Here is a 24,975-nt window from a genome sequence, read left to right as displayed (position 1 = left end):
CCGCGTGTCGGTGCGGCGCGGCTCCCCGGTGTCACGCGGCACCCTCCGGTGCCACGCGGCACAAGGAGATCGCACCTCAGATCGCCCCTGCCGTGTCGCTGCCGGCGAGTACCTCAGGACGCAGGAGATCCGCCAGTCGCTCGGCCGGCAGCAGACCCTTCTCGAGGACCAGTTCGGCCACGCCGCGGCCGGTGGCGAGGGCCTCCTTGGCGATGTCGGTGGCGGCCGTGTAGCCGATGTGCGGGTTGAGGGCGGTGACCAGGCCGATGGAGTTCTCGACGGTCCGGCGCAGTGCCTCGGTGTTGGCCGTGATGCCGTCGACGCAGCGCTCGGCCAGGGTGTGGCAGGCGGCGCTCAGGTGGGTGATGGACTCCGACAGGGAGTGCAGGATGATCGGCTCGAAGGCGTTGAGCTGGAGCTGTCCGGCCTCGGCGGCCATGGTGATGGTGACGTCGTTGCCGATCACCTCGAAGGCGACCTGGTTGACGACCTCGGGTATCACCGGGTTGACCTTGCCGGGCATGATCGACGAACCGGCCTGCACCGGCGGCAGGTTGATCTCCCCGAGCCCGGCGCGCGGTCCGGAGGACAGCAGCCGCAGGTCGTTGCAGCTCTTGCTGAGCTTGACCGCGATCCGCTTGAGCACACCGGACATCTGCACGAACGCCCCGCAGTCCTGGGTCGCCTCGACGAGGTTGGCGGCGGTGACCAGCGGCAGCCCCGTGATCTCGGCCAGGTGGCGCCGGGCCGACTCGGCGTATCCGGCGGGAGCATTGAGTCCTGTGCCGATGGCCGTGGCCCCCAGGTTGATCTCATGGATCAACTCGACGGCCTCGTCAAGACGTGACCGGTCCTCGCCCATCATGACGGCATACGCGGAGAACTCCTGCCCCAGCGTCATGGGCACCGCGTCCTGCAACTGTGTACGGCCCATCTTGAGCACATCGCGGAACTCGACGGCCTTGCGGGCGAACGCGTCCTGCAGTGCGGCCATCGCCTTGAGCAGTCCACGGACCGCGAAGACCGTCGCGACCTTGACGGCCGTCGGGTAGACGTCGTTGGTCGACTGCCCCAGGTTGACGTCCTCGTTGGGGTGCAGGAACGAGTACTGCCCCTTCTCGTGCCCCAGCAGCTCCAGCGCCCGGTTGGCGATGACCTCGTTGGCGTTCATGTTGGTCGAGGTGCCGGCCCCGCCCTGGATCACGTCGACCACGAACTGGTCGTGCAGCTTGCCCTCCCGGATCTCCCGGCAGGCCTCGACGATCGCGGCGGCCTTCCTGGGCTCCAGCAGTCCGAGCTCCTCGTTGGCGAGCGCGGCCGCCTCCTTGACGGCGGCAAGGGCGTCGATGAGGTGCGGGTAGGCGGAGATCCGGGTCCCGGTGATGGGGAAGTTCTCGGTGGCCCGCAGGGTGTGCACACCCCAGTAGGCGTCGACGGGGACATCCCGATCGCCCAGCAGGTCGTGCTCACGGCGAGTGATGGCGGCGGTCATGAGGGCGTCCTTCTTCTGAAAGGGGCTCGGGTAAGTACTTTTAGGGGCGCAGGGAACTGCGCGACCGGCCACGGCCGGCCCGCGGCCGCACGACGACATGACGACCCGGGCTGCTAGGCGCAGGCAGACACAACGGGCTCCAGCGAACGAACGGGCCGCACCCGCCCGACCTCAAGGCCGCCTCCGAGAAGCGCCTCTCCCTGGAACTCCGTGAGCAGATCCGGCGAGACCCCGGCCCACGCGAGCGCCGCCGCAGCGACCGGCACCCGCGCCCGGTTCGCCCCGTCGGAGATCTTCACGGCGACCGCCCGCCCGTCGGGCAGCGCGGCGACCTGAACGCCCTCGAACCCGTCCTTGGCGAGCAGCCCCGGCACGGCCTTCATCAGCGCGGCCACGTCCCGCCCCGCCCCGGACGCCATCTCGGCGTGCTCCCGCATCGCGTCGGCGACCCGGGCCTCGGGCGTACCGGGAGCCGCCGCGGTGATCCGTGCGGCGGCCCGGGCAAGGCCGTGCAGCGACACGGAGAACAGGGGCGCACCGCAGCCGTCGACGGTCACCCGCGCGATGCGCTGTCCGGTCAGGTCCTCGACGATCTCGGCGATCGCCTGCTGGAGCGGATGCGTGGGGTCGAGATAGCCCTCGAGGGGCCAGTCGTTGAGCACGCACGTGTACAGCATCGCCGCGTGCTTGCCGGAGCAGTTCTGCGCGAGCCGGGACGGCCCGCGGCCCTCCCGGATCCACGTGTCCCGGACGGCCGGGTCGAACGGCATGTCCGGGACGTTGCGCAGCGCGTCCTCGGAGACACCCGCCAGCTCCAGGATCCGCCGGGCCCCCGCGAGATGGCGTTCCTCGCCGGAGTGGCTGGCCGCGGCGAGCGAGAGGAGCTCGCCGTCGAGCGGCAGCCCGGCCCGGACCATGGCGACGGCCTGGACGGGCTTGAGCGCCGACCGCGGATAGAACGCGGCCTCGATGTCACCGAGTTGGAAGCGGACGGTGCCGTCGCCGTCGAGGACGACGACGGAACCGTAGTGGGTGCCCTCGATCAGCCCACCGCGGATGAGGTGGGCGACCGGGGCGTGAAGGGGCTCACGGACCAGGGGTGCGGCCGCGACGGAACTGCTGTACATCACTTCCTGCTTCTCCGGGAACGCCACGCGGATCACGCGTGCGTGCCAGTGGGTTAGGGCTGGGAATGCGCGCGAGCGATCACGCGCCGGTCGATTCGGTCTCGGTGGAGGTACGGGAGACCCTGCCCCGGACGGCGAACCAGCCGGCGACCAGGGCCGCGACGATCAGCGGGAGGCACAGCACGGTGGTGCGTCCGGCGCCGCCGTCGGCGTACATGAGGACCAGGACGGAGGCGAGGAAGGCCAGCGTCACGAGTTCGGTCCAGGGGGATCCCGGCAGTCGGTAGCCGGGGCGGGTCAGGTCGCCCTTCTCGGTCTTCTGCCAGAAGAGCAGGTGGCAGACCATGATCATGCCCCAGGTGGCGAGGATGCCGATGGCGGCGAAGTTCAGCACGATCTCGAACGCGTCGGCGGGGACCACGTAGTTGAGGCCGACGCCGAGGACGCAGACTCCGCTGGTGAGCAGGATGCCGCCGTAGGGGACCTGGCTGCGGCTCATCACGCCGGTGAACTTCGGGGCGGAGCCGGACATGGCCATGGAGCGCAGGATGCGGCCGGTGGAGTACAGGCCGGAGTTGAGGGAGGACATGGCCGCGGTGAGGACGACGAGGTTCATCACACCGCCGGCCGCCGGGATGCCGATGTTGGACAGGACGGTCACGAAGGGGCTCTCGCCGCCCGTGTACTTGTTCCAGGGCAGCAGCATCGACAGCAGGAGGACCGAGCCGACGTAGAAGAGGCCGACGCGCCACATGATCGAGTTGATCGCCTTGGGCATGATCTTCTCGGGGTTCTCGGTCTCGCCCGCGGCCACGCCGACCAGTTCCACGGAGGCGTAGGCGAAGACGACACCCTGGATGATCAGCAGCATGGGCAGCAGGCCGTTGGGGAAGATGCCGCCGTTGCCGGTGATCAGGGCCGGGCCGGGGTGGTGGCCGTCGATCGGGTGCTGGGTGGCCAGCAGGAAGATGCCGATCAGCAGGAACGCCACGAGCGCGCCCACCTTGATGATGGCGAACCAGAACTCCAGCTCGCCGAACATCTTCACCGAGATGAGGTTGACGGTGAGGACGACCGCGAGCGCGATGAGCGCGATCACCCACTGCGGGATGTCGGAGAACATGCCCCAGTAGTGGGTGTAGAGAGCGACGGCGGTGATGTCGGCGATGCCGGTGGTGGCCCAGTTCAGGAAGTACATCCAGCCGGCGACGTAGGCGCCCTTCTCGCCGAGGAACTCCCGGGCGTACGACACGAAGGCGCCGGAGGACGGCCGGTACAGGACGAGTTCGCCGAGGGCGCGGACGACGAGGAAGGCGAAGACGCCGCAGACCGCGTAGGCGATGAACAGGGAGGGGCCGGCGTCGGCGAGGCGGCCGCCGGCCCCGAGGAAGAGGCCGGTGCCGATGGCGCCGCCGATGGCGATCATGTTGACGTGCCGTGACTTGAGGGACTTGCTGTAGCCCTCGTCTCCGGCGTCGACATGGCCGGAACGTTTCTGCACATCGTCGTGCAGGGACTGCTCGCTCACGCCTGGGACTCGCCTTCCGTGGGGGTGCCCGTGCCCGCGTTCGAGGAACGGACGATGTCGGTGAGGGTGGTCTCTACGCGGTCGAGGTGGTGGGACATGGCCTCCACCGCGTCATGTTCGGAACCGTCGATCAGCGCCTCGACGATCGCGCGGTGCTCACGGTTGGACTGCTCCCGGCGGCCGCCCAGCTCGTTGAGGAACGCCGACTGACGCGCCAGTGCGTCCCGGATCTCCTCGATGACCCGGCGGAAGACCGGGTTCTGGGCGGCCTCGGCCACGGCGAGGTGGAAGAGGGTGTCCATCGCGACCCACGCCGTGGTGTCGGTCTCCCGTTCCATCCGGTCCAGCAGGTGGGCCAGGTGGTCCAGGTTCTCCGGGGTGCGACGCAGGGCCGCGTACCCGGCGACCGGGATCTCCACGTGGCGGCGCACCTCAAGGAGGTCGCTGGCCGCGTAGTCGCCGAAGGTGGGGTCCTCCACCGCGTTGGCCACGACGAAGGTGCCCTTGCCGGTCTTGGAGACGGTCAGGCCCATGGTCTGCAGGGCCCTGAGGGCCTCGCGCAGCACGGGCCGGCTGATCTCCAGGGTGCGGCAGAGCTCCGCCTCGGAGGGGAGCTTGTCGCCGATGGCGTACTCCCCTCGCTCGATGGCGTCGCGCAGATGCGCCAACACCGCCTCCATGGCGCTGATGCGCCGCGGGGGCTGACTGGCTGTCCGGCTGTCTGACAGGTTCACGTGAGTGATACTCCGGGCGGCGGGAGGGTGCTGTCAAGGGGGCGGGGGCAGGCGACTGCGAGACGCCGGACGCGTCACACCGCCGGGGCGGTGAAGCGTCTCGCACCCCCGTGGCGGACGGCTGGGCCGCGGCCCCCTGCGGCACGGGCCGCCTAGCACGCCGTGACGGTGCCCATCTCGCACCACACCCCTACGACGGTTGGCTGGGCCACAACCTCTGCGACGCGGGCCGCCCCGGACGCCGTGACGGTGGCATGTCGCACCCGCACCCCCGTGGCGGACGGCTGGGCCGCGGCCCCCTGCGGCACGGGCCGCCTAGCACGCCGTGACGGTGCCCATCTCGCACCACACCCCTACGACGGTTGGCTGGGCCACAACGTCTGCGACGCGGGCCGCCCCGGACGCCGTGACGGTGGCATGTCGCACCCGCCCGCCCGTGGCGGGACGGCTGGGCCACCCCCTCCGGCGCAGGCCGTCCCGCAGCCCCTGGCGGTCAACCGAATCGGAACCCTGCGGCATGGGCGGCCTTGCACCCCGTGTCAGCTGGCCGCCCCGCACCCCTGCGACGTGAGCCGCCCCCTACGCCCGCGCGCCAGCCACCTCGCACCCCCAGTGGCCCGGGCGGACGTGAGCCGCCCCCTACGCCCGCGCGCCAGCCACCTCGCACCCCCAGTGGCCCGGGCCACCACACCCCCGTACCAGTCAGCCATCCCGCGCCCTTACGACGTGGTCTCGCACCCTCAGGGCGGTCGACCTGGCAGCCCTGTGACGTGCCCCCCACACACACCTCCGCGCGCCGGCCGACTCGCATCCCCCGTACGGGGCTGCCTCGCGCTCCTGCGGCGCGGGCCACCCGCACCCCCGTGTCAGCCGGCCGGATCGCCCCCCTGCAGCCCGGACCACACACCCATGGCAGTCCGCGGGATCGGCCCCCGTACCCGTCAGCTGTCCAGCGTCCCCGTGGTCAGCAGGCCGAAGAGCAGCAGGCCCACGACGATTCGGTAGATCACGAAGGCGTTGAAGGAGTGCTTGGCCACGAACTTGAGCAGCCAGGCGATGGAGGCGTAGGCGACGACGAAGGAGACGGCCGTGCCGACGGCGAGCGGGGCCGCACCCACGCCCGCGCCCAGGGCGTCCTTGAGCTCGTAGATTCCGGCGCCGGTGAGGGCGGGGATGCCGAGGAAGAAGGAGAGGCGAGTGGCTGCCACGCGGTCGAGGTCCAGGATCAGGGCCGTGGACATGGTCGCGCCGGAGCGGGAGAAGCCGGGGAAGAGCAGCGCGAGGATCTGCGAGCTGCCGACCAGCATCGCGTCCTTGAACGAGGTGTCGTCCTCCCCCCGCTTGTGCCGGCCCATCTGGTCCGCCGCCCACATCACACCGCTGCCGACGATCAGGGAGCCCGCGACCACCCACAGGGAGGCGAGCGGCCCCTCGATGAGCGGCTTGGCGGCGAGGCCGACGACGACGATCGGGACGGTCGCGGCGATCACCCACCACGCGAACTTGTAGTCGTGGTGGTAGCGCTCCTCCTTGTTGACCAGGCCCCTCCCCCACGCGGAGACGATCCGCACGATGTCCTTGAAGAAGTACACGAGCACGGCCGCGATCGCGCCGACCTGGATGACGGCCGAGAACCCGACGACGGCGTCGTCGTCGACGGGGATGTTCATCAACCCCTCGACGATCTTCAGATGGCCGGTGGAGGAGACGGGGAGGAACTCGGTCACTCCCTCGACGGCTCCGAGGACGACGGCCTGACCGACGCTGATGACGCTCATGGGATCCAGTTCTTCTCAGGGGAAGGCAGGTGCGGAGGGCACAGTCTTACTACACGCGGGCAAGGGCCTGCCGCGCGGCTCGTGCCGGTACGCCTACGTCCACACGGCCTGTGCCAGCGCCACCCCCGCGAAGGCGGCCCCCAGACCCGCCACCACGCTCGCGGCCACGTTGGCCACGCCGTACAGGCGTGCCCCCGTCTCGGTGAGCCGGAGAGTCTCGTAGGAGAAGGTCGAGTACGTCGTCAGGGCCCCGCACAGGCCGGTGCCCAGCAGGAGCTGGAGGTGGGACCCGGCGGCCCCCGCGGCCACGGCGCCGGTGAGCAGACCGAGGATCAGACAGCCCGTGACATTGACGGCGAAGGTGCCCCAGGGAAACACCGAGTCGTGCCGGGACTGCACCGCGCGGTCGGTGAGATAGCGGAGCGGGGCGCCGACCATGGCCCCCAGAACGACCAGCAGCCAGTTCACAACGACTTCTTACCCTTCGTGCCCGCTATGCCCTGCTTCGCTTCGCGGCCGACGTACCGGATGACCTCGCAGTCGTCGAGGGTCACCAGGCCCTCGGTGACGAGTTCGTCGAGCTGCGGCAGAAACTCCCGTACACGCGGCTCGGTGTCGACGATGACGACGGCCACCGGCAGGTCCTCACTGAGGGACAGCAACCGGGAGGTGTGGATCAGGGAGGAGGCGCCGAACCCCTCGATGCCGCGGAAGACGCTGGCCCCGGCGAGACCGGCGGCGTGGGCGCGGTGCACGATCTCGGCGTAGAGGGGCTTGTGGTGCCAGGTGTCGTTCTCGCCGATGTAGACGGTCACGCGCAGGGCGTTGCCGGTCAGCCTCGTCATGGCTGCCTCCGCTTCAAAACGCGCCTCATGGCTGCCTCCACTTCAGGACGCGGCGGGCCGCCGTGGACGCGAGCCACACCGCCGTGAGGGCCGCGAGCAGGGTCGCGGCGAGATAGGCCATGCCCGTGGCGGGCCGGCCGTGGTCGACCAGTTTCTGGATGTCGACGGCGTAGGTCGAGAAGGTGGTGAAGCCACCGAGGACGCCGGTGCCGAAGAAGGGGCGGACCAGGCGGTGGGCGGCCCGCACGTCGGTGATGACGACCATGAACACGCCGATGACGGCACAGCCGACCACGTTGGTCCAGAAGGTCGCCCAGGGGAATCCGCTGGGCGGAGTGGGCCAGTGGAGGGAGAGCGCGTACCGGGCCGTCGCGCCCAGGGCGCCGCCGAGCGCGACCACCGCGACCACGGGCGCCTGACCCTGCCAGAGGGACTGGCGTGCGGCTCTGGTGGGGGCTCGCAGGCTCTCCGGGGCTGTCATGGTCGTGTCTCTCCTACTCGCCGGGGCCCGGGCACACGGGCGCGCTCCATCGCAAGTAGGGACCGTTGGCGGCGCCTTCGCCGCGGTTCGGGTACGGCGGGCCCCACCGCCGTGCCGCGAGGATGATCGCGACCGAGGACCAGCGTAACGCCGGGGTGTCGCCGTGGTCACTTCGCGGCGGGCGGCTCGCACAGCGCGATGCCGCGCTCCCAGAGGCTGCCGAGGACCAGGTGGCCGGAGGCCTCGCAGACGCTGGTGACCATGCGGAAGCCGGAGCGGTTGCGCGCGAGGTGGTGGACGATCTCGCCCGTGTCGTCGACGGCGAGGACGCCGATGCCGCCCGTGGGGCGGTAGGGGGCGCGTACGGCGATCCGGGCGGCGGCTCGGCGGACCGGCGGGGCGGCGCGGTGCAGCAGGTCGAGCGGGGGCACGCGGGGCCCGGCGAGGGAGACCCAGATCGGGCCGTCGGGTCCGCCGCGCCAGACGTTGTCGGGCATGCCGGGGAGGTTCTCGGCGAAGGGCTCGGCGCGTCCGGCCAGGGGTCCGTCGAGCCAGTAGCGGGTGAGCCGGCGGGCCCCGGTCTCGGCGAGGACCAGGAAGGACTCGTCGCCGCTCGCGGCCACGCCGTTGGCGAACTGGAGCCCCTCCAGGAGGACTTCGGGAGTGTCGTCGCCGGGTGCCAGGCGCAGGAGGCGGCCGGTGCCGGTGTGTTCCACGATGTCGCCGATCCACTGGTCGAGGGGGTAACGGCGGCTGGAGACGGTGAAGTACACGCTGCCGTCGGACAGCGCGACCACGTTGCTGGTGAACCGCAGCCGCTCCCCCTCGACCTCGTCGGCGACCACGCGTACGGTGCCGTCGGCGAGGTCGACGCCCAGCAGTCCGCGCTCCGTGTCGCACACCAACAGGGCGCCGTCCGGGAGGAGTTCGAGGCCGAGCGGCCTGCCGCCGGTCTCGGCGAGCAGCTCGACACGGGCGGCACGGGGTTGCGTCAGTCCGTCGATGCGCAGGATGCGGCCGTCCGCCACTCCGGTGAGAACCCGGCCGCGGGCGTCGGCGACAACGTCCTCGGGACCGTGGCCGCCGATCGCGACGTAATGGCGGGGAATCAGTGCGGTGGGACGGTCCATCGGGTGTCTGCCTTCCGGTGCGGGTCGCTACCAGCCCTTTTCGAACATGCGCGCCACCTCGGCGATGCGCATCTCGTCGCGACGGTAGTACGTGCGCCACCGGACTCTCCTGGTGCGCAGCAGGCCGATGTCCACGAGGAGGCCGAGGTGGGTCTCCGCGACCGAGCGGGGCACGCCGAGCTTGACCGCGACCGCGCGGGCGGTGACTCCGTCCCGGGCGGGGTCGCCGTGCCGCCGCGCCGGGAAGTGCGCTGCCGGGTCCTTCAGCCACTCCAGGATGTCCAGGCGCGTCTGGTTGGCCGGAGTCCTCAGCATCTCGTCCCCTCCGCCCCTCCTTCTGCGTGTGTCCACTGTCCCGCAGGCGAAGCCGCCGTGTCCCGGAGTCTCCGAGCTTGTCCGAGATGGAACTCCTCGGTGGCGCAGGGCTGTTCGGCGCGTGCGGCGACCCGGAGGGGACGCGCCGCCCCCGAGGGTTCGGGCGGGGCGGGAGGCCGTGAGGCGGAGCTGGGGTGGGGCCCCCTCCGCCCGCGGCTCGTGGTCTCGCGGGCGGAGGGGAGTCGGTTCAGCCGTCGAGTCGTACGACCCGGACGCCGCCGGCCGGGACGGCGAGTCGTCCCGCGGCACGTTCGCCGGTCAGCAGTTCGGTGCCGGCCGCGTCCAGGGGCACCTTGGCCTCCGACGCGGTGTGGTTGACCACGAAGACGTAGGAACCGGAGTCTCCGTTGCGTCGGACCACCTCGACGTCGTGGGGCAGGTCGGCGCGCGTGGGGAGCCGGGCGTCCTCGGCGGCCCAGCCGAGCAGCGCGTCGAGGCCCTGGGCGGCCAGGCGCGTGGAGACGTACCAGGCGGTGCCCTCGCCGTGTCGGTTCCGCGTGACGGCCGGGTGGCCGGCGGCCGGGCCGTCGGCGTACGTCCACACGGTCTCGGCGTCACCCGGCACCACGAACTCGGTCCACACGTCGCCGGTGAGCTCGGAGCCGTCGGGGCCGGTGACACGGACCGACTGGCCCGGCAGCAGCGGCGAGAACTCCTCCACGGTCAGGCCGAGGACGTCCCTGAGCGCACCCGGGTACGCGCCCGCGTGGACGGCGTCGTGTTCGTCGACGATGCCCGAGAAGTACGACACGACGAGGGTGCCGCCCTGCTCGACGTACTCCTTGAGGTTGGTCCCCGCGGCCCCCGTCATCAGGTACAGGGCGGGCACGACGACAAGGGGACAAGCCGACAAGTCGGCTTCCGGGTGGGCGAAGTCGACCGTGAGGTGGCGGTCGTAGAGGGCCTCGTAGAAGGCGTCAGCGCGCTCGCGCGCGTCGTGGTCCTGGCTGGGACGCCAGTCGAGGTTCTGCGCCCACCACGAGTGCCAGTCCCACAGGACGGCCACGTCCGCCTGGGTGCGGGTGCCGCGGACGGTGCTCAACGAGTCGAGACAGGCGCCCAGTTCGACGACCTCGCGCCACACGCGCGTGTCGGTGCCGCCGTGCGGGACCATCGCCGAGTGGAACTTCTCGGCGCCGCGCCGGGACTGGCGCCATTGGAAGAACATGGCGCCCTCGGAGCCGCGGGCCACGTGCGCCAGGGAGTTGCGGGCCATCTGGCCGGGGGTTTTGGCGGGGTTGCGGGGCTGCCAGTTGACGCCCGAGGTGGAGTGCTCCAGCAGGATCCAGGGGGCGCCGCCCGCGACCGAGCGGGTGAGGTCAGCGGCCATCGCGAGGTTGACGTGGGTGCGGCGGCCGTCGGTGATGAGGTAGTGGTCGTTGGTGACGATGTCGACCTCGCGGCCCCAGGCCCAGTAGTCGACGGAGTCGCACTGGCTGAGCGCGGTCATGAAGTTGGTGGTGACGGGGACGCCCGGGGAGAGCCGGTGCAGGATGTCCCGCTCGGCCACGAAGTTCTCGCGCATGGTGGCGTCGGCGAACCGCTTGTAGTCCAGCGCCTGGCCGGGGTTGCCGACGGTGGCAGCGGTGCGCGGCGGGTCGATCTGGTCGAGGCTCGTGTAGTGCTGGCCCCAGAAAGCGGTGCCCCAGGCCTTGTTGACGCCGTCGACACCGCCGTACGTCGCCTCGAGCCAACGGCGGAAGTGGGCGGCACAGGAGTCGCAGTAGCAGGCGGAGACGGGGACGCCGTACTCGTTGTGCACGTGCCACATCGCGAGTGCCGGGTGGTCGGCGTAGCGCTCGGCGAGCCGGGTGGTGATGTGCGCGGCGGCCGCCCGGTAGGCGCTGTTGCTGTGGCAGATGGCGCCGCGCGAGCCGAACGCGAGACGGGTGCCGTCGGCCGTCACGGGCAGCGCGTCGGGGTGGGCGCGGTAGAACCAGGCGGGCGGGACGACCGTGGGCGTGCCGAGGTCGACGCGGACGCCGTTCTCGTGCAGCAGGCCGAGGATCCGGTCCAGCCAGCCGAAGTCGTACACGCCCGGTTCCGGCTCCAGGAGCGCCCAGGAGAAGATCCCCACGCTGACCATGGTGACCCCGGCCTCGCGCATCAGCCGGACGTCCTCGTCCCAGACGCTCTCGGGCCACTGCTCCGGGTTGTAGTCCCCGCCGAAGGCAAGCCTGGTGAGGCCCCTGGGGGTGGTCTCCGGCATGGGTCTCTCCCGTTTCAATCTGTTGGGAACGTGCACACACGGCTCTGGAAGCGTGCGGCCCAAGATAACCGTACCGAGGTGACCCTTGCCAAGTGCCTTCCCTGACACTTTTCTGTGCACGATCCCAGCCTGCGCGCCTCCCCGGCCCGCCGTCCCGCCGTACGAGCACCCTTTCCCGGCCCCCGCGGGCCTTAGAGTCTTGACCATGAACAATGCGGGGGCCCGGCGCAGACCGCCGACGATCCACGACGTGGCCCGCGAGGCCGGGGTCTCGCGGGGCACCGTCTCGCGTGTGCTCAACGGCGGACACTACGTCAGCCCTCCCGCCCTGGAGGCGGTCAACGCCGCCATCCGCAAGACGGGGTACGTCGTCAACCGGCACGCCCGCTCACTGATCACCGGCCGCTCCGACTCGGTCGGCTTCCTCCTCACGGAGCCCCAGGAGCGGTTCTTCGAGGATCCCAACTTCAACGTGCTGCTGCGCGGCTGCACCCAGGCGCTGGCCGCGCACGACATCCCGCTGCTGCTGATGCTGGCCGGGACCGAGGACGAGCGGCGCCGGATCAAGCGGTTCATCACGGCGGGCCACCTCGACGGCGTCCTGCTGGTGACCAGCCACTCCGCCGACCCGGTGGCCGAGGAACTGCACAAGGCGGGCGTGCCCGTCGTCCAGTGCGGCAAGCCCATGAGGTCCGGTTCGAAGGTGAGTTACGTGGCCGCGGACGACCGCGACGGCGCCCGCGACATGGTGCGCCATCTGCTGTCCCTGGGCCGCCGCCGGATCGGCATCGTGACCGGCCCGCTGGACTCGCCCGGCGGCGTCGACCGTCTCGCCGGTTACAAGGAGGTGCTGACGGAGGCTGGTCTCGAGATCGACGAGCGGCTCGTCGTCTCCGGCGACTACAGCCGGGCGGCCGGAGAGGCGGGCACCGAACGGCTGCTGGCCCAGGCCCCGGACCTGGACGCCGTGTTCGTCGCCTCCGACCTCATGGCGCTCGGCGCCCTGACCGCACTGCGCCGGGCGGGCCGCCGGGTCCCCGAGGACGTGGCCGTGGGCGGCTTCGACGACTCCATCGCGGCGACGGAGGCCACCCCCACCCTCACCACGATCCGCCAGCCCTACGACCGCATCAGCGCCGAGATGGTCCGGCTGCTGCTGGCGCAGTTGGGCGGCGAGGATCCGGCGGCGGTGATCCTGCCCACGGAGCTGGTACGACGCGAGTCGACGTGAGCCGGGCGTGAGAACGGTCCGGCGGGCCACCAGGGAACACCGGCAGGGGTCACCGGCAGCCGACCCCGCTCGTCGGCACGTTCACGCCGCCCGGCGACCCGGTCAGCGGCGCGGACCGACAGGCTGACGAGCAACGGCAGCGCGGGCAGCCCGAGGCACGGCGAGCGCTCAGATCGGCACACACGTGCGCGCTCTCACGGTCGGGGCGGCGCAGGGCGATCTGCCCGAGGGGGGTGAGAACGGGGCACGCCTCCGCCAGAACCCGGACGGGTTCGGTGAGTTCGGGACACACCGGCCTAGCGCGGTAACCCTGTATGGCGCGGCCCACGCGGACAGTGTGCAGGCGGCATCCGCCCCCACGAAGCCGGCGTCCCCGCCGCGCGCGTGCCGTCGTGATCGGCGTTCGCCGGGTCGATGCATCCCGCTTCGACGCCGGTCGCGGGACAGCGGGCGGCCGAGGACCATGTCGCTCGTTCCCTGTCGGCCGGCCATGGGCGTCGGCCGAGTCGGGTCCGTGCGCAGCGCTTCGGGTCGGTCCCGCCCGCGCTGCGGCACTACGCGTGGCGAGCAGGCGAGGTTGCCGCTGCCCGAAATCAGCGGTCACGGGTGCCGCCGTACGGCATTCCGCGCTGCTCCGGCAGGCCGTCGCGGCCGGGACCGGTCAGGATCGGAGAAGCGCCTCCCCTCTGCCCCGGCCTAGCGTGAAACCACCGACACAGACCCGTCGGGGACACCACTCGAAGGAGCACACCATGACTGCCGGCCTCAAGACGATCATCTACCCCGTCAAGGACCTTGCCGCGGCGAAAGCCCTGTTCAGCGCACTGCTGGGGGTGGAGCCCTATGCGGACGAGCCGTACTACGTCGGCTTCAAGGACGCGGGGCAGGACGTCGGCCTCGACCCGAACGGACACGCCAGGGGCATGACCGGCCCGGTGCCCTACTGGCACGTCGACGACATCCGCGCCACGCTCGCCGCGCTGGTGGCGGCCGGGGCGGAGACCTTGCAGGACGTCCAGGACGTCGGCGGCGGCAAGCTGATCGCCTTCGTCAAGGACGCGGACGGCAACCTGGTGGGGATCACACAGGATCCGCAGGCCTGACCCTTACTTGCATACGCACTAGTTGCACAGGCAACAATAGCCGGATCGGTGTTACCGTGCATGTATGGCGGTGAACACGGTCGAGACCGGCCTCGAGGAGCGGTGGCGGGACATCCTGTCGGTGCACGCGCGCACGATGTGTGAGATCGACCGCGTGCTGCACCCGCACGGGCTGGGCGCGAGTGATTTCGAGGTGCTCGACATCCTCGCCACCGAGTCTCCCCGGGAGGGCGACCAGTGCCGGGTGCAGAACCTCGTCGGCCGGGTGCATCTGAGCCAGAGCGCGCTGTCCCGCCTGATCGGCCGCCTGGAGAAGGACGGCCTCGTGGAGCGGTCCATGTGCGTGGAGGACCGGCGGGGCGTCTGGGTGTCCCTCACCCGCAAGGGCCGTGACCTGCACGCCGAGGTGCTGCCGCTGCAGCGTGGCGTGCTGGCGCAGATGCTCAGCGACTAGCAGCGGTCCCCTCCCACCTTGGGCGTGGCCAAGAAAATGTCAGCCGGCGCATGAGTTCGCGGTCGCCGGCCACCATCTCGGCGTGCCGGCGCTCTGTCGTCCCCGCGGTCAGTCGGGTCCCGTCCAGTCGAAGGGGAAGTACTTGCTCGACTTTCCCGAGCGTTCCCAGGAGAAGCCGAACGCGTCGGCGCGGTCGGTGGTGGCCCGGCCCCAGGTGGCGATCTGGCCCGGTCCGACCTCGGCGCCGGGGGCGTTGTGGACCTGGACGCGTGCGCCCGTCGGTGTCGTCGGGCCGGTGAGAGCCTCGGCGGTGGCCGTGACCCGGCCGGGGATCTCGGCGCGCCAGGTGGCGAGGTCCTCGTCGATCTCCACCCGGATCGGAGCGATGTCCATGCCGCGCATCTCGGGCTGGAGCATCTCCCCGAACTGTGCCGGCCAGCCGCCCGCCTCACCGCCGAAGACAGTCCCGAGCGCGGAGCGCTGTTGGTCGTCGGCGCGTTCGTCGAGGAAGACCGCGATGTAGGGGTCGGTGTGCGTGCCGGCCCACGGGTTGCCCTCGAAGGAGCCGAGCATGAGGACGTTGAGATCGTCGAGCCGTACGTCGCCGTAGTTGCCGTCACGGATGTGCCAGACCAGTACGCCTTCGCAGTCACCGTAGGTCGGGGGCTGCGCGAACGTGCAGGGGCAGGGTATGGCGCATTTGCACACGTCGAACCAGTCGCCGGCCAGATGCCAGCGGGTACCGGGGGTGGGCTGTTCCGTCATCTCGCTTTCCTCCCGTCGAGCTCGAGGGAGCTCACTCGGAGTGGCGAGACCGCGCATCCCGAGCCGCACGCGGATCGCGAGACGGCCTCCCTTCCAGCTTGCCTCAGCTGCTCACATGCCGTCCATCGATGGAGCCGATTCCCACAGCCCCGGCAGCAGCCAGTCCTGGAACGGCGCCAGCGCGGCGAGGACGAGGAAGACGACACCCACCACCCGGGCGAGCAGCGGCCCGCGTGACCACAGCTTCTCCACGAAAATCACCACCGCCAGCCCGGCCATCGCGGCCACGTTCATCACCCCGAGCGGCACGAGGACCACCATCAGTCCCGCGCAGCAGCCGACGCAGTAGCCGCCGTGGTGGATGCCCACCCGCAGATCGCGGGCCGGCTGCCGGAACCCTGCGTAGCGCACCAGCTGGCTCATGGGGTCGCGGCAGTGCCGCAAACAGACGTTCTTGAGGGGCCCGAGCTGATAGAGGCCCGCCAGCAGGAAGGCCACTGCGCCGATCCAGCGTCCTGCCACCGGATGATCGTCCACGAGGTACCCGGTGAACGCCAGAGCCGCGTAGGCGAGCAGCCCGAAGGCCGTCCACACCAGCAGATATCCACCCACGAACTCCAGCGTGCGCAGCGCCCGGCCCCACCCGGACGACCGCCGCCCGATCCCCCGCACCCAGGTGAGGGCCACCGGCATCATCGACGGCAGCATCATGGCCGCCATCATCGTCACCCAGAGCAACAAGAACAGCGGCAGCGCCATCCCCATCGTGCCCGGCTCGACCCCCATGTCCCGCGCCTGCCCGACGGTCAGCACCCACGCCGGCACGACGACCAGGAGGATCAGCAACCACGCGACCGCGAGCTCCCGCGCCGGGAGCAGTCCTCCGCCCGCTCCGGTCGGCGCGGGCGACCGGGCGGAGGCGAGGACGGAAGTCCGGAGATGACGCATAGCTGAGCTCTCCTGCCTACATCCTCAGGACAGCACACCCCCCGCCGCACCGCGACTGCGCCGATTCCCGCGACGAAAGCCGGCGGGGGCGGATGGCGAGCATGGGCAATTCCCTTTTGCGAGGGGCCGGCTACGTACGTCCAGGAGGTGCGGCTCCAGCGTGTCCACCGGCAGCTGCGGGCGGCGGCACCGGGGACGACGACCGTGACGGACGTGGCGCACGCGTGGGGGTTCGTCCATCTGGGCCGGTTCGCGCGGCGCTACCGGGAGCGCTTCGGGGAGTCGCCCTCGCAGACACTGCGCGCCGCGTGAGCCGTCCTGCCCGCCGATCCGCCGCGCTTTGCGGACATACGCCACGTATTCCGGAGCGACGGCCTGCCGGATCGGTCCTATGGTCGGGTCACGGCGATCGCACGGCGCGCCGGGGATGAGCAGGGTCGGCGCCGCTCATCTCTGTTCTCGCAGGCGAGAACCAAGGTGCGGCAGCGGGAGCAGGTCGCACCCTCTGCGGGCCCGGCCGCTCCCCCTCCGTCGCACGTGGTGGCCGGGCCCCACTGTGTGAGGCCGGCGCGTGGTCAGCCCTACGGCCGCGCCAGCAGCGTGCGCACGCCCTCTGACGTGAGCGTCAGCGGGTGCGTGGAGCTGGCGTCGATCGAGAGCGAGAGATCGCCGTCCGGCCACTGCGCGGCGAGCGCGCCCAGCGGCACCAGACGGTAGCGGGAGACGAACGGAAGCAGTTCGGCCATCTCCGTCTCCGAAGTGAACACGGGCACCACGGGTGCGCCGTCCTGCTGCTCCAGCACCGGCAGCGCCACGGTCGTGTCCTCGTCCGCGGCGTCGTCGGGCACCGGAATGAGCACCTCACTGGTCGCGAGCGTGTCCAGCGCCGTCGTGTCCCCGGTGTCCTGCGTCAGCGCGTCCAGCGCCCGCTGAGCCGGTGTGGCGTTGTGGTCGTTGGCGGGTGTGTCCATGGCAGATCCCCTGGTAGCGGCGGTCGTGCGGCCCGCCCACGGGCATGATCGCCCGAGGGCGCGGTCCTGCTCGCGTACCCGAGCGTGCCGAGAGCATGCGTGCGGGACCTCAGGGAATCAGCGCGATGTGCTCCGAGGGCAGACCGAGGGTGTCGCATCCGACCCGGCGCAGGAGCGGCTCGTACATGCCGGGTCCGACATGGGTCCAGTACGTGGCCGCGTCCCGGAAGTAGCGCTGCATCCGTTCGCCGTCGCGCGCGTGGCGGGAGCCGGCCGTGCGGAACAGGATGCCCTGGAGGACGTCCCAGGCCATGCGTCCGGCGTTGAGGAACGTCAGGGCGAGCCGGTTGTCCACGGCCGTGGTGAAGGGCGCCTCGCCGTTCACGTTGCGCCGGCAGGCTTCCATCCAGTCCTCGGCGGTCTGCCTGAGGGCCGCCTCGGCCAGGTGGATCACGCCGAGGGCCTCGCCGAGGTGGCGCTGGTAGTCGTGCAGGTCGGCGCGGGTGCGGTCGGGTTCCAGGAGCAGGGGGCGGGCGGCGACGATCCGGGCGTACTCGTCGGCGGCGGCGTACGCGGTGCCGATCATGACGGCGGCCAGCTCGCCGTGGAAGAAGCTGGGCGCGCGGCCCGCGTACATCGGGTTGCCGTGCAGTTCGGAGCCGACGCTGCCGCCCTCCACCGGCAGGTCCAGCAGGCTCGTCTCGCGCGTGAAGTGGAGGGGGATCCGGGCCTGTTCCATGCGGATGCTGTTGGATCCGGTGCCGCGCAGACCGAGAGTGCCGTGCCAGTCGTCGAGGACCGTCCACACCGAGCGCGGGGCGACGAACAGGACGGGCGGACCGGGCGGGTCGCCCGGCTTTTCGGGGGCGCGCAGGGTCTGGCCGACGTAGTGCGTGGAGTAGGGGGCGCCCGAGGAGTACGGCCAGGTCCCGTCGAGGACGACGTGGTCGGGGCCGTCGGGCCGTGCGACGCCGACGGGGGCGACCGTGGAGGCGGCCCGGAAGTCGCCGTCGAGGGCGAAGAGTTCGTCCTGTGCCTTCTCGTCGAAGACCGAGCAGACCTGGAGCACATGGGCGGCGGTCAGGGACAGGGCCCAGCCGGTGGAGGGGCAGCCGCGGGCGATCTCGACGATCACGCGGTAGAAGACGGGCAGGGCGAACTCGTGGCCGCCGTAGCGGCGCGGCTGGAGGATCCGGTAGAAACCGGCCCTCAGGAAGTCGTCGTGGGTCACCTCGGGACAGTGCGTGAGCCGCTCGGTCTCCGCCTGGCGTGCGAGCAGCGCGGGCCTGAGGGCCGCGGCCCGTTCGATGATCTCCCGCTCGGTGAGGCCGGGTTCGGGTACCGCTGTCACGATGTCTCCTGACGTGTGGGGCCGTCCGTCCGTGATGCGCTACCGGCGATTCAACACGGCCGGGCGCCGCACGGTACCGACCGGATATCGCCAAGTGCCGTCAGTTGCCGATCAGTTGGTCCACGGTGACGACCCGGATCAGCGGCCCGTACAGCTCCATCACGTCCAGCGCCCTGGTGTGCGAGGCGTCGTCGACCCCGGCGCAGGCGTCGGACACCACCAAGGTCTCGACGCCCGCGTCGGCGGCGGCGAGGGCCGTGGACAGGACGCAGCAGTCGGTACTGACACCGGCCAGGACCAGCCGGCCCTCGGGGCCGACACGGGCGGCCAGTTCGGGGGTCCACTTGCCGAAGGTGGTCGCGTCCATCAGGTGCGGTGCCCGGTCGGCGAACTCGTCGGTGAGGCACCACAGCGGGGCCTCCGGCGGCTGGAGGGCGAAGGACCACCGCGCGTAGTAGGCCCGCCAGGCGCCGGTGGGCTCGGCGGGGGCGACGAAGCGGGTGAACGTGACCCGTTCGGCGAAGGCCGGCAGCAGCCGTCGTACGCCTGCTGCCGCCTCGGCGTAGCGAGGAGCGGCCCAGGGGCTGTCGGGCTCGGCGAAGACGCGCTGCATGTCGATGACCGCGAGCAGCCCTGTCGTCATACGGCGTCCTCCTGTGCGCGGGATACGGCGTCCTCCTGTGCGCGGACCCGTCCGCGGCCGAGGGCCAGGGTGCCGAGGAAGCCGACCGCCAGCGCGGCCAGCACGCCGAGGTTGGCGTACGCCCAGGCGCCGGACGTGCCGCCGAGGCCGAACGGGGCGAGGAGATAGCCCTGCCAGTCCAGCCAGCTCGCGGCCGAGTTGGTGACCAGGCCCCAGCCGAGGGCAGTGGCGAGGACCGTCAGGATCAGCGGGGTGGGCGGTACGTCGCCGTAGCGGCCGCTCGGGCGGTAGAGGTCGTTCTCGTCGTAGTCGCGGCGGCGCAGCGAGAGGTCGGCGAGCAGGATGCCGCACCAGGCGGCGATGGGGACACCGAGGGTGGTGAGGAAACCCATGAACTGGCCGAGGAAGTCGTCGGCGAGGAACACGATGTACACGGAGCCCGCGATCATCAGGACGCCGTCGACGAGTGCCGCCATCGGGCGCGGGATCCTGAGGCCCGCCGAGAGCAGGGCGAGGCCCGAGGAGTAGATGTCGAGGACGGCCCCGCCGACCAGGCCGAGGACCGCGACCACGGCGAAGGGCACGAGGAACCAGGTGGGCAGGATGGTGGTGAGCGCGCCGATCGGGTCGGCGGCGACGGCGTCGTTGAGCTTGGTGGACGATCCGGCCAGCAGCAGTCCGAAGACCAGCAGGAGCAGTGGTGCCACGGAGGCGCCGAAGGTGGTCCAGCCGACCACGCCCCGGCTCGACGAGGTCCGGGGCAGATAGCGGGAGTAGTCGGCGGCGGCGTTGACCCAGCCGAGGCCGAAGCCGGTCATCATGAAGACCAGCGCGCCGATGAACTCCTGGGCGGAGCCCGCAGGGAGGGCGCTGACGGTGCTCCAGTGGATGTGGTCGGCGACGAGAGCGACGTAGACGACGGTCAGTACGCCCGTCACCACGGTGATCACGGTCTGCAGCCGCATGATCAGGTCGAAGCCCATCACCCCACCGACGACGGTGAGTCCCGCGACCACGACGAGCGCGATCACCTGGGTCTGTGTCCCGCCGCCCCAGCCGAGCCGTCCGAAGACGGTCGCCGTGGCCAGGGTGGCGAGGGCGCACAGCACGGTCTCCCAGCCGACGGTGAGCACCCAGGAGACGACCGAGGGGAGGCGGTTGCCGCGCACCCCGTAGGCGGCGCGGCTGAGCACCATCGTCGGCGCGGAGCCACGCTTTCCGGCGACCGCGACGAAACCGCACAGCAGGAACGAGAAGACGATCCCGATCACGCCGGCCACGAGCGCCTGCCAGAAGGAGATCCCGAAACCGAGCACGAAGGCGCCGTAACTCAGCCCGAGGACACTGACGTTGGCCCCGAACCAAGGCCAGAACAGTGTCCTGGGGGTGCCCTTGCGTTCGGCGTCGCCGATCACGTCCAGCCCGTGGGTCTCCACCTGCAGTTGCCGGGTGGTGGATCTGTTGTCGGGGGATCCCGCGGAATCTGCCATCGTCGACCTGCCTGTTCAGATGTGTTGGGGCGACGGTAGGCAGGGGGCGCGGGGGCGTCAATCGTGCGACGCCGGGGCGGCGGCGACTGGCGGCGCCGAACGCAAGGGCACCCCCAGGACCGACTCGACTTCGGCCGCTGCCGCACCAACGCCACAGGCCATCTGTACGCGTACGACGTCGAGGGCCACGTCGCGAAGGAGATGCCGCCCCAACTCCCCGCAGGGCAGCGGCCGTTCGCCGAGGGTGACGTCCGCCTGAAGCCGGCGGCGCGGTGGCTGGCGCCCACGCCGACGAGCGGCTGCCGCCCTCGTCCGCCTCGTCGGCTTGCGGGCCGCCGTACGAGTTCAGCGGTGCTTGATGCCGGCCTGGGCGCCGGGGGCGAGGGTCGGTTCGGTGACGGGGACATCGCCGAGGGCCTGGTCGACGGCGGTGAGGAGGTCGTCGGACAGTTCCACACCGGAGGCGGCGGCGTTGGCGTGGACCTGCTCAGGGCGGGAGGCGCCGGTGATGGCGGAGGCGACCTCGGTGCGGCGCAGGACCCAGGCGAGCGCCAGGGTGGGCATGCTCATCCCCGCCTGCTCGGCGATCGGGACGAGACGCTGGACCGCCTCCAGGATGGCGTCGTTGTAGACGAGGTCCTGGGAGACCGCCATGTCCGCGGACGCGAACCGGCTGCCCTCCGGCACGGGCTGCCCCGGCTTGTACTTGCCGGTCAGGACGCCCTGGGCGAGCGGCGACCAGACGATCTGGGAGATGCCGTTCGCGGCGCACAGGCCGAAGACCTCGGCCTCGGGGGCCTGCCACAGCATGGAGTACTGCGGCTGGGAGGAGACGAACAGATCGGGACCGGCGAGGTCGATGGCCGCCTGGATCTGCTCCGGGGTCCACTCGCTGAAGCCGATGTAGCGGGCCTTGCCCTGCTCGACGACCTTCTGGAACGCCTCGACGGTGTCCTCGACCGGCACGCTGGAGTCGAAACGGTGCGCCTGGTAGAGGTCGACGTGGTCGGTCCTGAGGCGGGTCAGGGAGGCGTCGATCTGCTGGGCGATGTGGGCGGGGGACAGCCCCCGGTCGGCCGGGTCGTCCGACATCGGGAAGTAGACCTTGGTGGCCAGGACGTAGGAGTCGCGGGGGTGGGCGGAAAGGATCTCGCCCCAGGCGGTCTCGGCGGCTCCCCGGCCGTAGGCGTTGGCGGTGTCGAAGAAGTTGATGCCGGCGTCGAAGGCCGCCTCGGTGCAGGCGCGGGTCGCGTCCGCCTCGATGCCGCCGGAGTAGGTGAGCCAGGATCCGAGCGAGATCTCCGAGACGTTCAGGTCCGAGCTGCCGAGTGTGCGGTACCGCATGGTTGTCGCTCCTTGTTTCGGGCCGGCCGCCGGCTCAGGGGCAGGGTCGTCGAGACTGCTGTCCACGCTGCTGTCCACCGAAGTGGTGACCATGCCACGCTCTCATCGATACGGTCGGCTCGTTCACTCGGTGTCGAGCTGGTGATCGGCCCAGACATAGCTCTCGGGCAGCAGGTCGGTGATGCGCACGGTCCGGGTGCGGGCGCCCGCGCCGACGATGACCTCGAGGTCGGGGAAGTAGTCGAGCAGGACCTGCCGGCAGCGGCCGCACGGGGGAACGACCCCGCGGTCGCGGTCTCCCACGGCGACGATCGTGTCCAGCTCGTAGGCGCCCTGGGCGGCCGCCGCCCCGATGAGGACCAGTTCGGCGCACGGGCCTCCCGTGAAGTGGTAGGCGTTCACGGCCGTGACGATCCGGCCGTCCCGGGCACGGGCCGCGGCCGCCATGGTGTGGTTGTCGCCGCGGCAACGCGTGCGGGCGACATCCGCCGCGGCCTGGACGAGTTCGTGGTCGACGGGGTCGGTCTGCGTGGTCAACTTCTCTGCTTTCGTCTTCGGTCAGGCGAGGCTGACCCGCGTGAGGGACGTATGCAAACGAATATCGAAAGAGGCGGCCCTTGTGTCACGCGCACCACCTTTGTGCGGCGGAACGCGAGGCGGTGTCCCTGGTGACCACCGGCCTGTCCGACGACGAGATCACCGAAGGCCTCATCACGCCCTACTCTTCCTCTGTTCGAGACACCTACGGACACCGGGTCAAGGCGGGGGAGCACACACATGGCATATCGGCGCGCGGTGATACCGGCCCTGGTCGGCGGGCTGCTGATCACGTTGCTGCTGTGGTGGGCGGGGGCGAGCGCGCAGGCCCTCCAACTGCGCGGCAGCACCAGCGTGTTCGACGTGGACTCGGTGAACGAACTCCGGCGCTGGCTCACGCCCTGGTCGTACGACCCCTCGACCGCCCTGCCGTCCGACGGGTCCGTCGGCACGGGCACGGACGGAGGCGGCGGCGGCACCCGGTACTCCGAGCTGTACCGCACCGCGATGCAGATCAGGTTCGTGACCCTCTTCGCGTTCTTCGTGGCCGGCGCGCTGCTCCTGCTCCGCAGGATGCCGCCGACGCAGGGCCGTACGCCGGCCACGCTGCTCGCGCTGTGGGCCTGGGGCCCGGTGGCCGCGACCCTGGCCGTGACGGTCTCCGCGCCCTGGCTGATCGCGTCCCGGGGGCGCGGCAGTTACCGGGTCCTGCCGCAGCTCGCGGGAGTGATCGCGTCGAGCGGGCCGGTCGCGGTGTTCGCGGGGCTGGCGACCGCCCTCCTCACCGTGGTCGTGGCGCGGGTCACCGCCAAGGGCGCGGTCCCGCTCCCCCGGCGCAGTGTGCCGCCGCGTGCCGCCCGCACGGCCGCCGGCGTCGGAACGGCGGTGGTCGCGGTGTCGCTGGTGGTTCTGTCGTACCAGTCGGTGGCGGCCTGGATCCAGACGTCGTTCAGCGGGGCGGGCCTGCTGTCCGAGCCCGGTGATCTGCTGCGTCAGTGGCTCCTGCTCGGCGCCTGGAGCGGCCCGTCGACCATGTCCTTCGGCCACTGGCTGCTGTACCGGGCCGCCGACGTGGTCCTGCTGGCCGTGGTGTGGTGGTCGCTGCGCCTGCTGCCCGGCCTGCTCACCCGGACCACCGCGCCGGCGATGGTGCTGGGCGCGGTCTGCGCGACCGTGCTGGGACTGCTCGCGAGCCAGGTCCTGCACATGGCGGTCGACGACACCGCCGCCGTGTGGGGCCCCGTGCACGTGTTCTCCGCGCTCGGCACGGGCGTCCCGGCCGCCCTCACCTTCGGTGTCATGTCAGGGCTCGCGGCCCTCGCGACACTGCGGTTGGCCGGAGACCGTGACCCCCTCCCTTCGGCTGTTGTCCCGGCCTGAGCCCGCCTGAGCCCACCGGCGGCATGCGGTGCCCACCCGGGCGGCGACCGGGCCACCGTTCCTCTCACGGCGGGCGGGGCACGGCGACATCGAGCATCTGCTTCGCCGCGCGTTCTCGTCGAACAGTGAGACGGCACTTCGCTCGTTCGGTCCGCGCCGGGGTGCAGGGCGTCGGACGAGCGCGATCCGGATCCTCCGGCATCCCGCCCGCACCCGCAGATCTACGAGCCCCCACACCCCTCAGGGCTGGTGCCCGCGTGGGCTGCGGGCTTGAGGGCCCGGACGATGGCCGAGTGCATGCCCTCGGCGACCGCGTGAGTGGGGACGATCTCGATGCCGGTGAAGCCGGCGGCCTCCAGGCCCGTGCGGTACTCGGCGAAGGACAGGGCTCCCGCGATACAGCCGACGTAATCGCCGCGTTCGGCCCGCTGTTCGGCGGTGAGGACGTCGTCGGCGACCACGTCGGAGACGCCGAGGCGGCCTCCGGGCCTGAGGACGCGGTAGGTCTCCGCGAAGACGGCGGGCTTGTCGACGGACAGGTTGATCACACAGTTCGAGATCACGACGTCGATCGTGTTCGCGGGCAGCGGGATCGCCTCGATGGAGCCCTTGAGGAACTCCACGTTCGTGGCGCCCGCCTTCGCCGCGTTGGCCAGCGCGAGGGCGAGCATCTCCTCGGTCATGTCCAGCCCGTACGCCCGGCCCGTCGGCCCGACACGGCGGGCGGAGAGCAGGACGTCCATGCCACCGCCGGAGCCGAGGTCGAGGACTCGCTCGCCCTCGCGCAGTTCGGCCACCGCGGTCGGGTTGCCACAACCGAGGGAAGCGGCGACGGCCTCGGCGGGCAGCGCGTCACGCTCGTCGGCGGCGTACAGGGTCGAGCCGAAGTTGTCGTCGACCTCGACCGGCTCGGGCCCGCAACAGGCACTGCCACCCTCGGTGACCTGCAGGGCTGCCGCCGCGTACCGCCGACGGACGGTCTCCCGCAGGTCGCTGGACTGCTCTCTCGACTGCTCGCTCACGACTCTCTCCCCCTGCTTGCATTGACGTTCGTCGATG

The 24,975-nt window shown here is 71.3% G+C and carries 24 protein-coding genes and 1 pseudogene; 5 read left to right on the top strand and 20 right to left on the bottom strand.

Annotated features, from left to right (window positions below; translation table 11 throughout):
• Window positions 1–76 precede the first annotated feature (76 nt).
• The 11 genes from aspA to D1369_RS37445 all read right to left on the bottom strand — a co-directional run bounded on the left by aspA (window position 77) and on the right by D1369_RS37445 (window position 11,699).
• The gene (aspA, locus tag D1369_RS37495) at window positions 77–1,492 is read right to left on the bottom strand and encodes an aspartate ammonia-lyase (protein ID WP_007380006.1); all 1,416 of its coding nucleotides are present in this window, start codon (window positions 1,490–1,492) and stop codon (window positions 77–79) included.
• A 113-nt stretch (window positions 1,493–1,605) separates the two neighbouring features.
• Window positions 1,606–2,619 carry an asparaginase gene (locus D1369_RS37490; RefSeq protein WP_037898959.1) on the bottom strand — a complete coding sequence of 338 codons (1,014 nt, stop codon included), beginning with the start codon at window positions 2,617–2,619 and terminating at the stop codon, window positions 1,606–1,608.
• Window positions 2,620–2,698: 79 nt separating this feature from the next.
• Window positions 2,699–4,147 (bottom strand): amino acid permease, encoded by a 1,449-nt coding sequence (locus D1369_RS37485; protein WP_007380008.1) that lies wholly within the window; start codon window positions 4,145–4,147, stop codon window positions 2,699–2,701.
• Window positions 4,144–4,827 carry a FadR/GntR family transcriptional regulator gene (locus D1369_RS37480; RefSeq protein ID WP_037898960.1) on the bottom strand — a complete coding sequence of 228 codons (684 nt, stop codon included), beginning with the start codon at window positions 4,825–4,827 and terminating at the stop codon, window positions 4,144–4,146. The genes D1369_RS37485 and D1369_RS37480 overlap by 4 nt, the downstream gene beginning before the upstream one ends.
• Window positions 4,828–5,822: 995 nt before the next feature.
• Window positions 5,823–6,659: an undecaprenyl-diphosphate phosphatase gene (locus D1369_RS37475; RefSeq protein ID WP_007380010.1), complete on the bottom strand. Its 837-nt coding sequence runs from the start codon at window positions 6,657–6,659 to the stop codon at window positions 5,823–5,825.
• Between the two features lie 93 nt (window positions 6,660–6,752).
• A complete protein-coding gene (gene crcB / locus D1369_RS37470) occupies window positions 6,753–7,127 on the bottom strand; it encodes a fluoride efflux transporter CrcB (protein WP_007380011.1) in 375 nt (124 codons plus the stop codon).
• Complete coding sequence (locus D1369_RS37465) at window positions 7,124–7,504, bottom strand: DUF190 domain-containing protein (protein WP_007380012.1); 381 nt, start codon at window positions 7,502–7,504, stop codon at window positions 7,124–7,126. The genes crcB (D1369_RS37470) and D1369_RS37465 overlap by 4 nt, the downstream gene beginning before the upstream one ends.
• Window positions 7,505–7,529: 25 nt before the next feature.
• Window positions 7,530–7,985, bottom strand: coding sequence for a fluoride efflux transporter CrcB (gene crcB / locus D1369_RS37460; protein WP_007380013.1), 456 nt, complete (start codon window positions 7,983–7,985; stop codon window positions 7,530–7,532).
• A gap of 167 nt (window positions 7,986–8,152) precedes the next feature.
• Window positions 8,153–9,115, bottom strand: a complete 963-nt coding sequence (locus tag D1369_RS37455; protein ID WP_007380014.1) for an SMP-30/gluconolactonase/LRE family protein — start codon at window positions 9,113–9,115, stop codon at window positions 8,153–8,155.
• A 27-nt stretch (window positions 9,116–9,142) separates the two neighbouring features.
• Entirely contained in the window at window positions 9,143–9,430 is a 288-nt protein-coding gene (locus D1369_RS37450; RefSeq protein WP_037898962.1) for a winged helix-turn-helix domain-containing protein, read from the bottom strand.
• Window positions 9,431–9,677: 247 nt separating this feature from the next.
• Window positions 9,678–11,699, bottom strand: coding sequence for a beta-galactosidase (locus D1369_RS37445; protein WP_007380016.1), 2,022 nt, complete (start codon window positions 11,697–11,699; stop codon window positions 9,678–9,680).
• Window positions 11,700–11,898: 199 nt separating this feature from the next.
• Here D1369_RS37445 and D1369_RS37440 point away from each other — a divergent pair, with 199 nt between their 5' ends.
• The 3 genes from D1369_RS37440 to D1369_RS37430 all read left to right on the top strand — a co-directional run bounded on the left by D1369_RS37440 (window position 11,899) and on the right by D1369_RS37430 (window position 14,487).
• Complete coding sequence (locus tag D1369_RS37440; protein ID WP_007380017.1) at window positions 11,899–12,930, top strand: LacI family DNA-binding transcriptional regulator; 1,032 nt, start codon at window positions 11,899–11,901, stop codon at window positions 12,928–12,930.
• A gap of 752 nt (window positions 12,931–13,682) precedes the next feature.
• Complete coding sequence (locus D1369_RS37435) at window positions 13,683–14,033, top strand: VOC family protein (protein ID WP_007380018.1); 351 nt, start codon at window positions 13,683–13,685, stop codon at window positions 14,031–14,033.
• Between the two features lie 64 nt (window positions 14,034–14,097).
• Entirely contained in the window at window positions 14,098–14,487 is a 390-nt protein-coding gene (locus D1369_RS37430) for a MarR family transcriptional regulator (RefSeq protein ID WP_007380019.1), read from the top strand.
• 108 nt (window positions 14,488–14,595) lie between these two features.
• Here the strand turns inward: D1369_RS37430 and D1369_RS37425 are convergent, their stop codons facing one another.
• Both D1369_RS37425 and D1369_RS37420 read right to left on the bottom strand, forming a co-directional pair.
• Complete coding sequence (locus D1369_RS37425; RefSeq protein WP_007380020.1) at window positions 14,596–15,252, bottom strand: DUF1326 domain-containing protein; 657 nt, start codon at window positions 15,250–15,252, stop codon at window positions 14,596–14,598.
• 111 nt (window positions 15,253–15,363) lie between these two features.
• Window positions 15,364–16,200, bottom strand: a complete 837-nt coding sequence (locus tag D1369_RS37420; protein ID WP_037898963.1) for a DUF2182 domain-containing protein — start codon at window positions 16,198–16,200, stop codon at window positions 15,364–15,366.
• Between the two features lie 135 nt (window positions 16,201–16,335).
• On the opposite strand from D1369_RS37420, the pseudogene D1369_RS37415 reads away from it, so the two are divergent.
• Window positions 16,336–16,512: pseudogene (locus D1369_RS37415) on the top strand (helix-turn-helix domain-containing protein); the annotation flags it as partial.
• A gap of 269 nt (window positions 16,513–16,781) precedes the next feature.
• On the opposite strand, the gene D1369_RS37410 reads toward D1369_RS37415, so the two are convergent.
• The 6 genes from D1369_RS37410 to D1369_RS37385 all read right to left on the bottom strand — a co-directional run bounded on the left by D1369_RS37410 (window position 16,782) and on the right by D1369_RS37385 (window position 22,536).
• The gene (locus D1369_RS37410) at window positions 16,782–17,171 is read right to left on the bottom strand and encodes an SseB family protein (protein WP_007380023.1); all 390 of its coding nucleotides are present in this window, start codon (window positions 17,169–17,171) and stop codon (window positions 16,782–16,784) included.
• A gap of 109 nt (window positions 17,172–17,280) precedes the next feature.
• Window positions 17,281–18,522 carry an acyl-CoA dehydrogenase type 2 gene (locus D1369_RS37405; protein ID WP_007380024.1) on the bottom strand — a complete coding sequence of 414 codons (1,242 nt, stop codon included), beginning with the start codon at window positions 18,520–18,522 and terminating at the stop codon, window positions 17,281–17,283.
• Window positions 18,523–18,622: 100 nt separating this feature from the next.
• Window positions 18,623–19,165, bottom strand: coding sequence for a cysteine hydrolase (locus tag D1369_RS37400; RefSeq protein ID WP_007380025.1), 543 nt, complete (start codon window positions 19,163–19,165; stop codon window positions 18,623–18,625).
• Window positions 19,162–20,655: a cytosine permease gene (locus D1369_RS37395; protein ID WP_118082887.1), complete on the bottom strand. Its 1,494-nt coding sequence runs from the start codon at window positions 20,653–20,655 to the stop codon at window positions 19,162–19,164. The genes D1369_RS37400 and D1369_RS37395 overlap by 4 nt, the downstream gene beginning before the upstream one ends.
• A gap of 345 nt (window positions 20,656–21,000) precedes the next feature.
• The gene (locus D1369_RS37390; protein ID WP_118082886.1) at window positions 21,001–21,999 is read right to left on the bottom strand and encodes an aldo/keto reductase family protein; all 999 of its coding nucleotides are present in this window, start codon (window positions 21,997–21,999) and stop codon (window positions 21,001–21,003) included.
• Between the two features lie 123 nt (window positions 22,000–22,122).
• Window positions 22,123–22,536, bottom strand: a complete 414-nt coding sequence (locus tag D1369_RS37385; RefSeq protein ID WP_007380027.1) for a cytidine deaminase — start codon at window positions 22,534–22,536, stop codon at window positions 22,123–22,125.
• 240 nt (window positions 22,537–22,776) lie between these two features.
• Here D1369_RS37385 and D1369_RS37380 point away from each other — a divergent pair, with 240 nt between their 5' ends.
• On the top strand, window positions 22,777–23,916 hold the full coding sequence (locus D1369_RS37380) for a hypothetical protein (protein ID WP_007380028.1): 1,140 nt from the start codon (window positions 22,777–22,779) through the stop codon (window positions 23,914–23,916).
• A gap of 221 nt (window positions 23,917–24,137) precedes the next feature.
• On the opposite strand, the gene arsM is transcribed toward D1369_RS37380, so the two are convergent.
• Window positions 24,138–24,938 carry an arsenite methyltransferase gene (gene arsM / locus D1369_RS37375; protein WP_007380029.1) on the bottom strand — a complete coding sequence of 267 codons (801 nt, stop codon included), beginning with the start codon at window positions 24,936–24,938 and terminating at the stop codon, window positions 24,138–24,140.
• Between the last annotated feature and the right edge of the window lie 37 nt (window positions 24,939–24,975).

This window comes from Streptomyces sp. CC0208 (assembly GCF_003443735.1).
Lineage (GTDB): Bacteria > Actinomycetota > Actinomycetes > Streptomycetales > Streptomycetaceae > Streptomyces > Streptomyces sviceus.
This window is presented reverse-complemented; position numbering and strand designations above follow the sequence as displayed.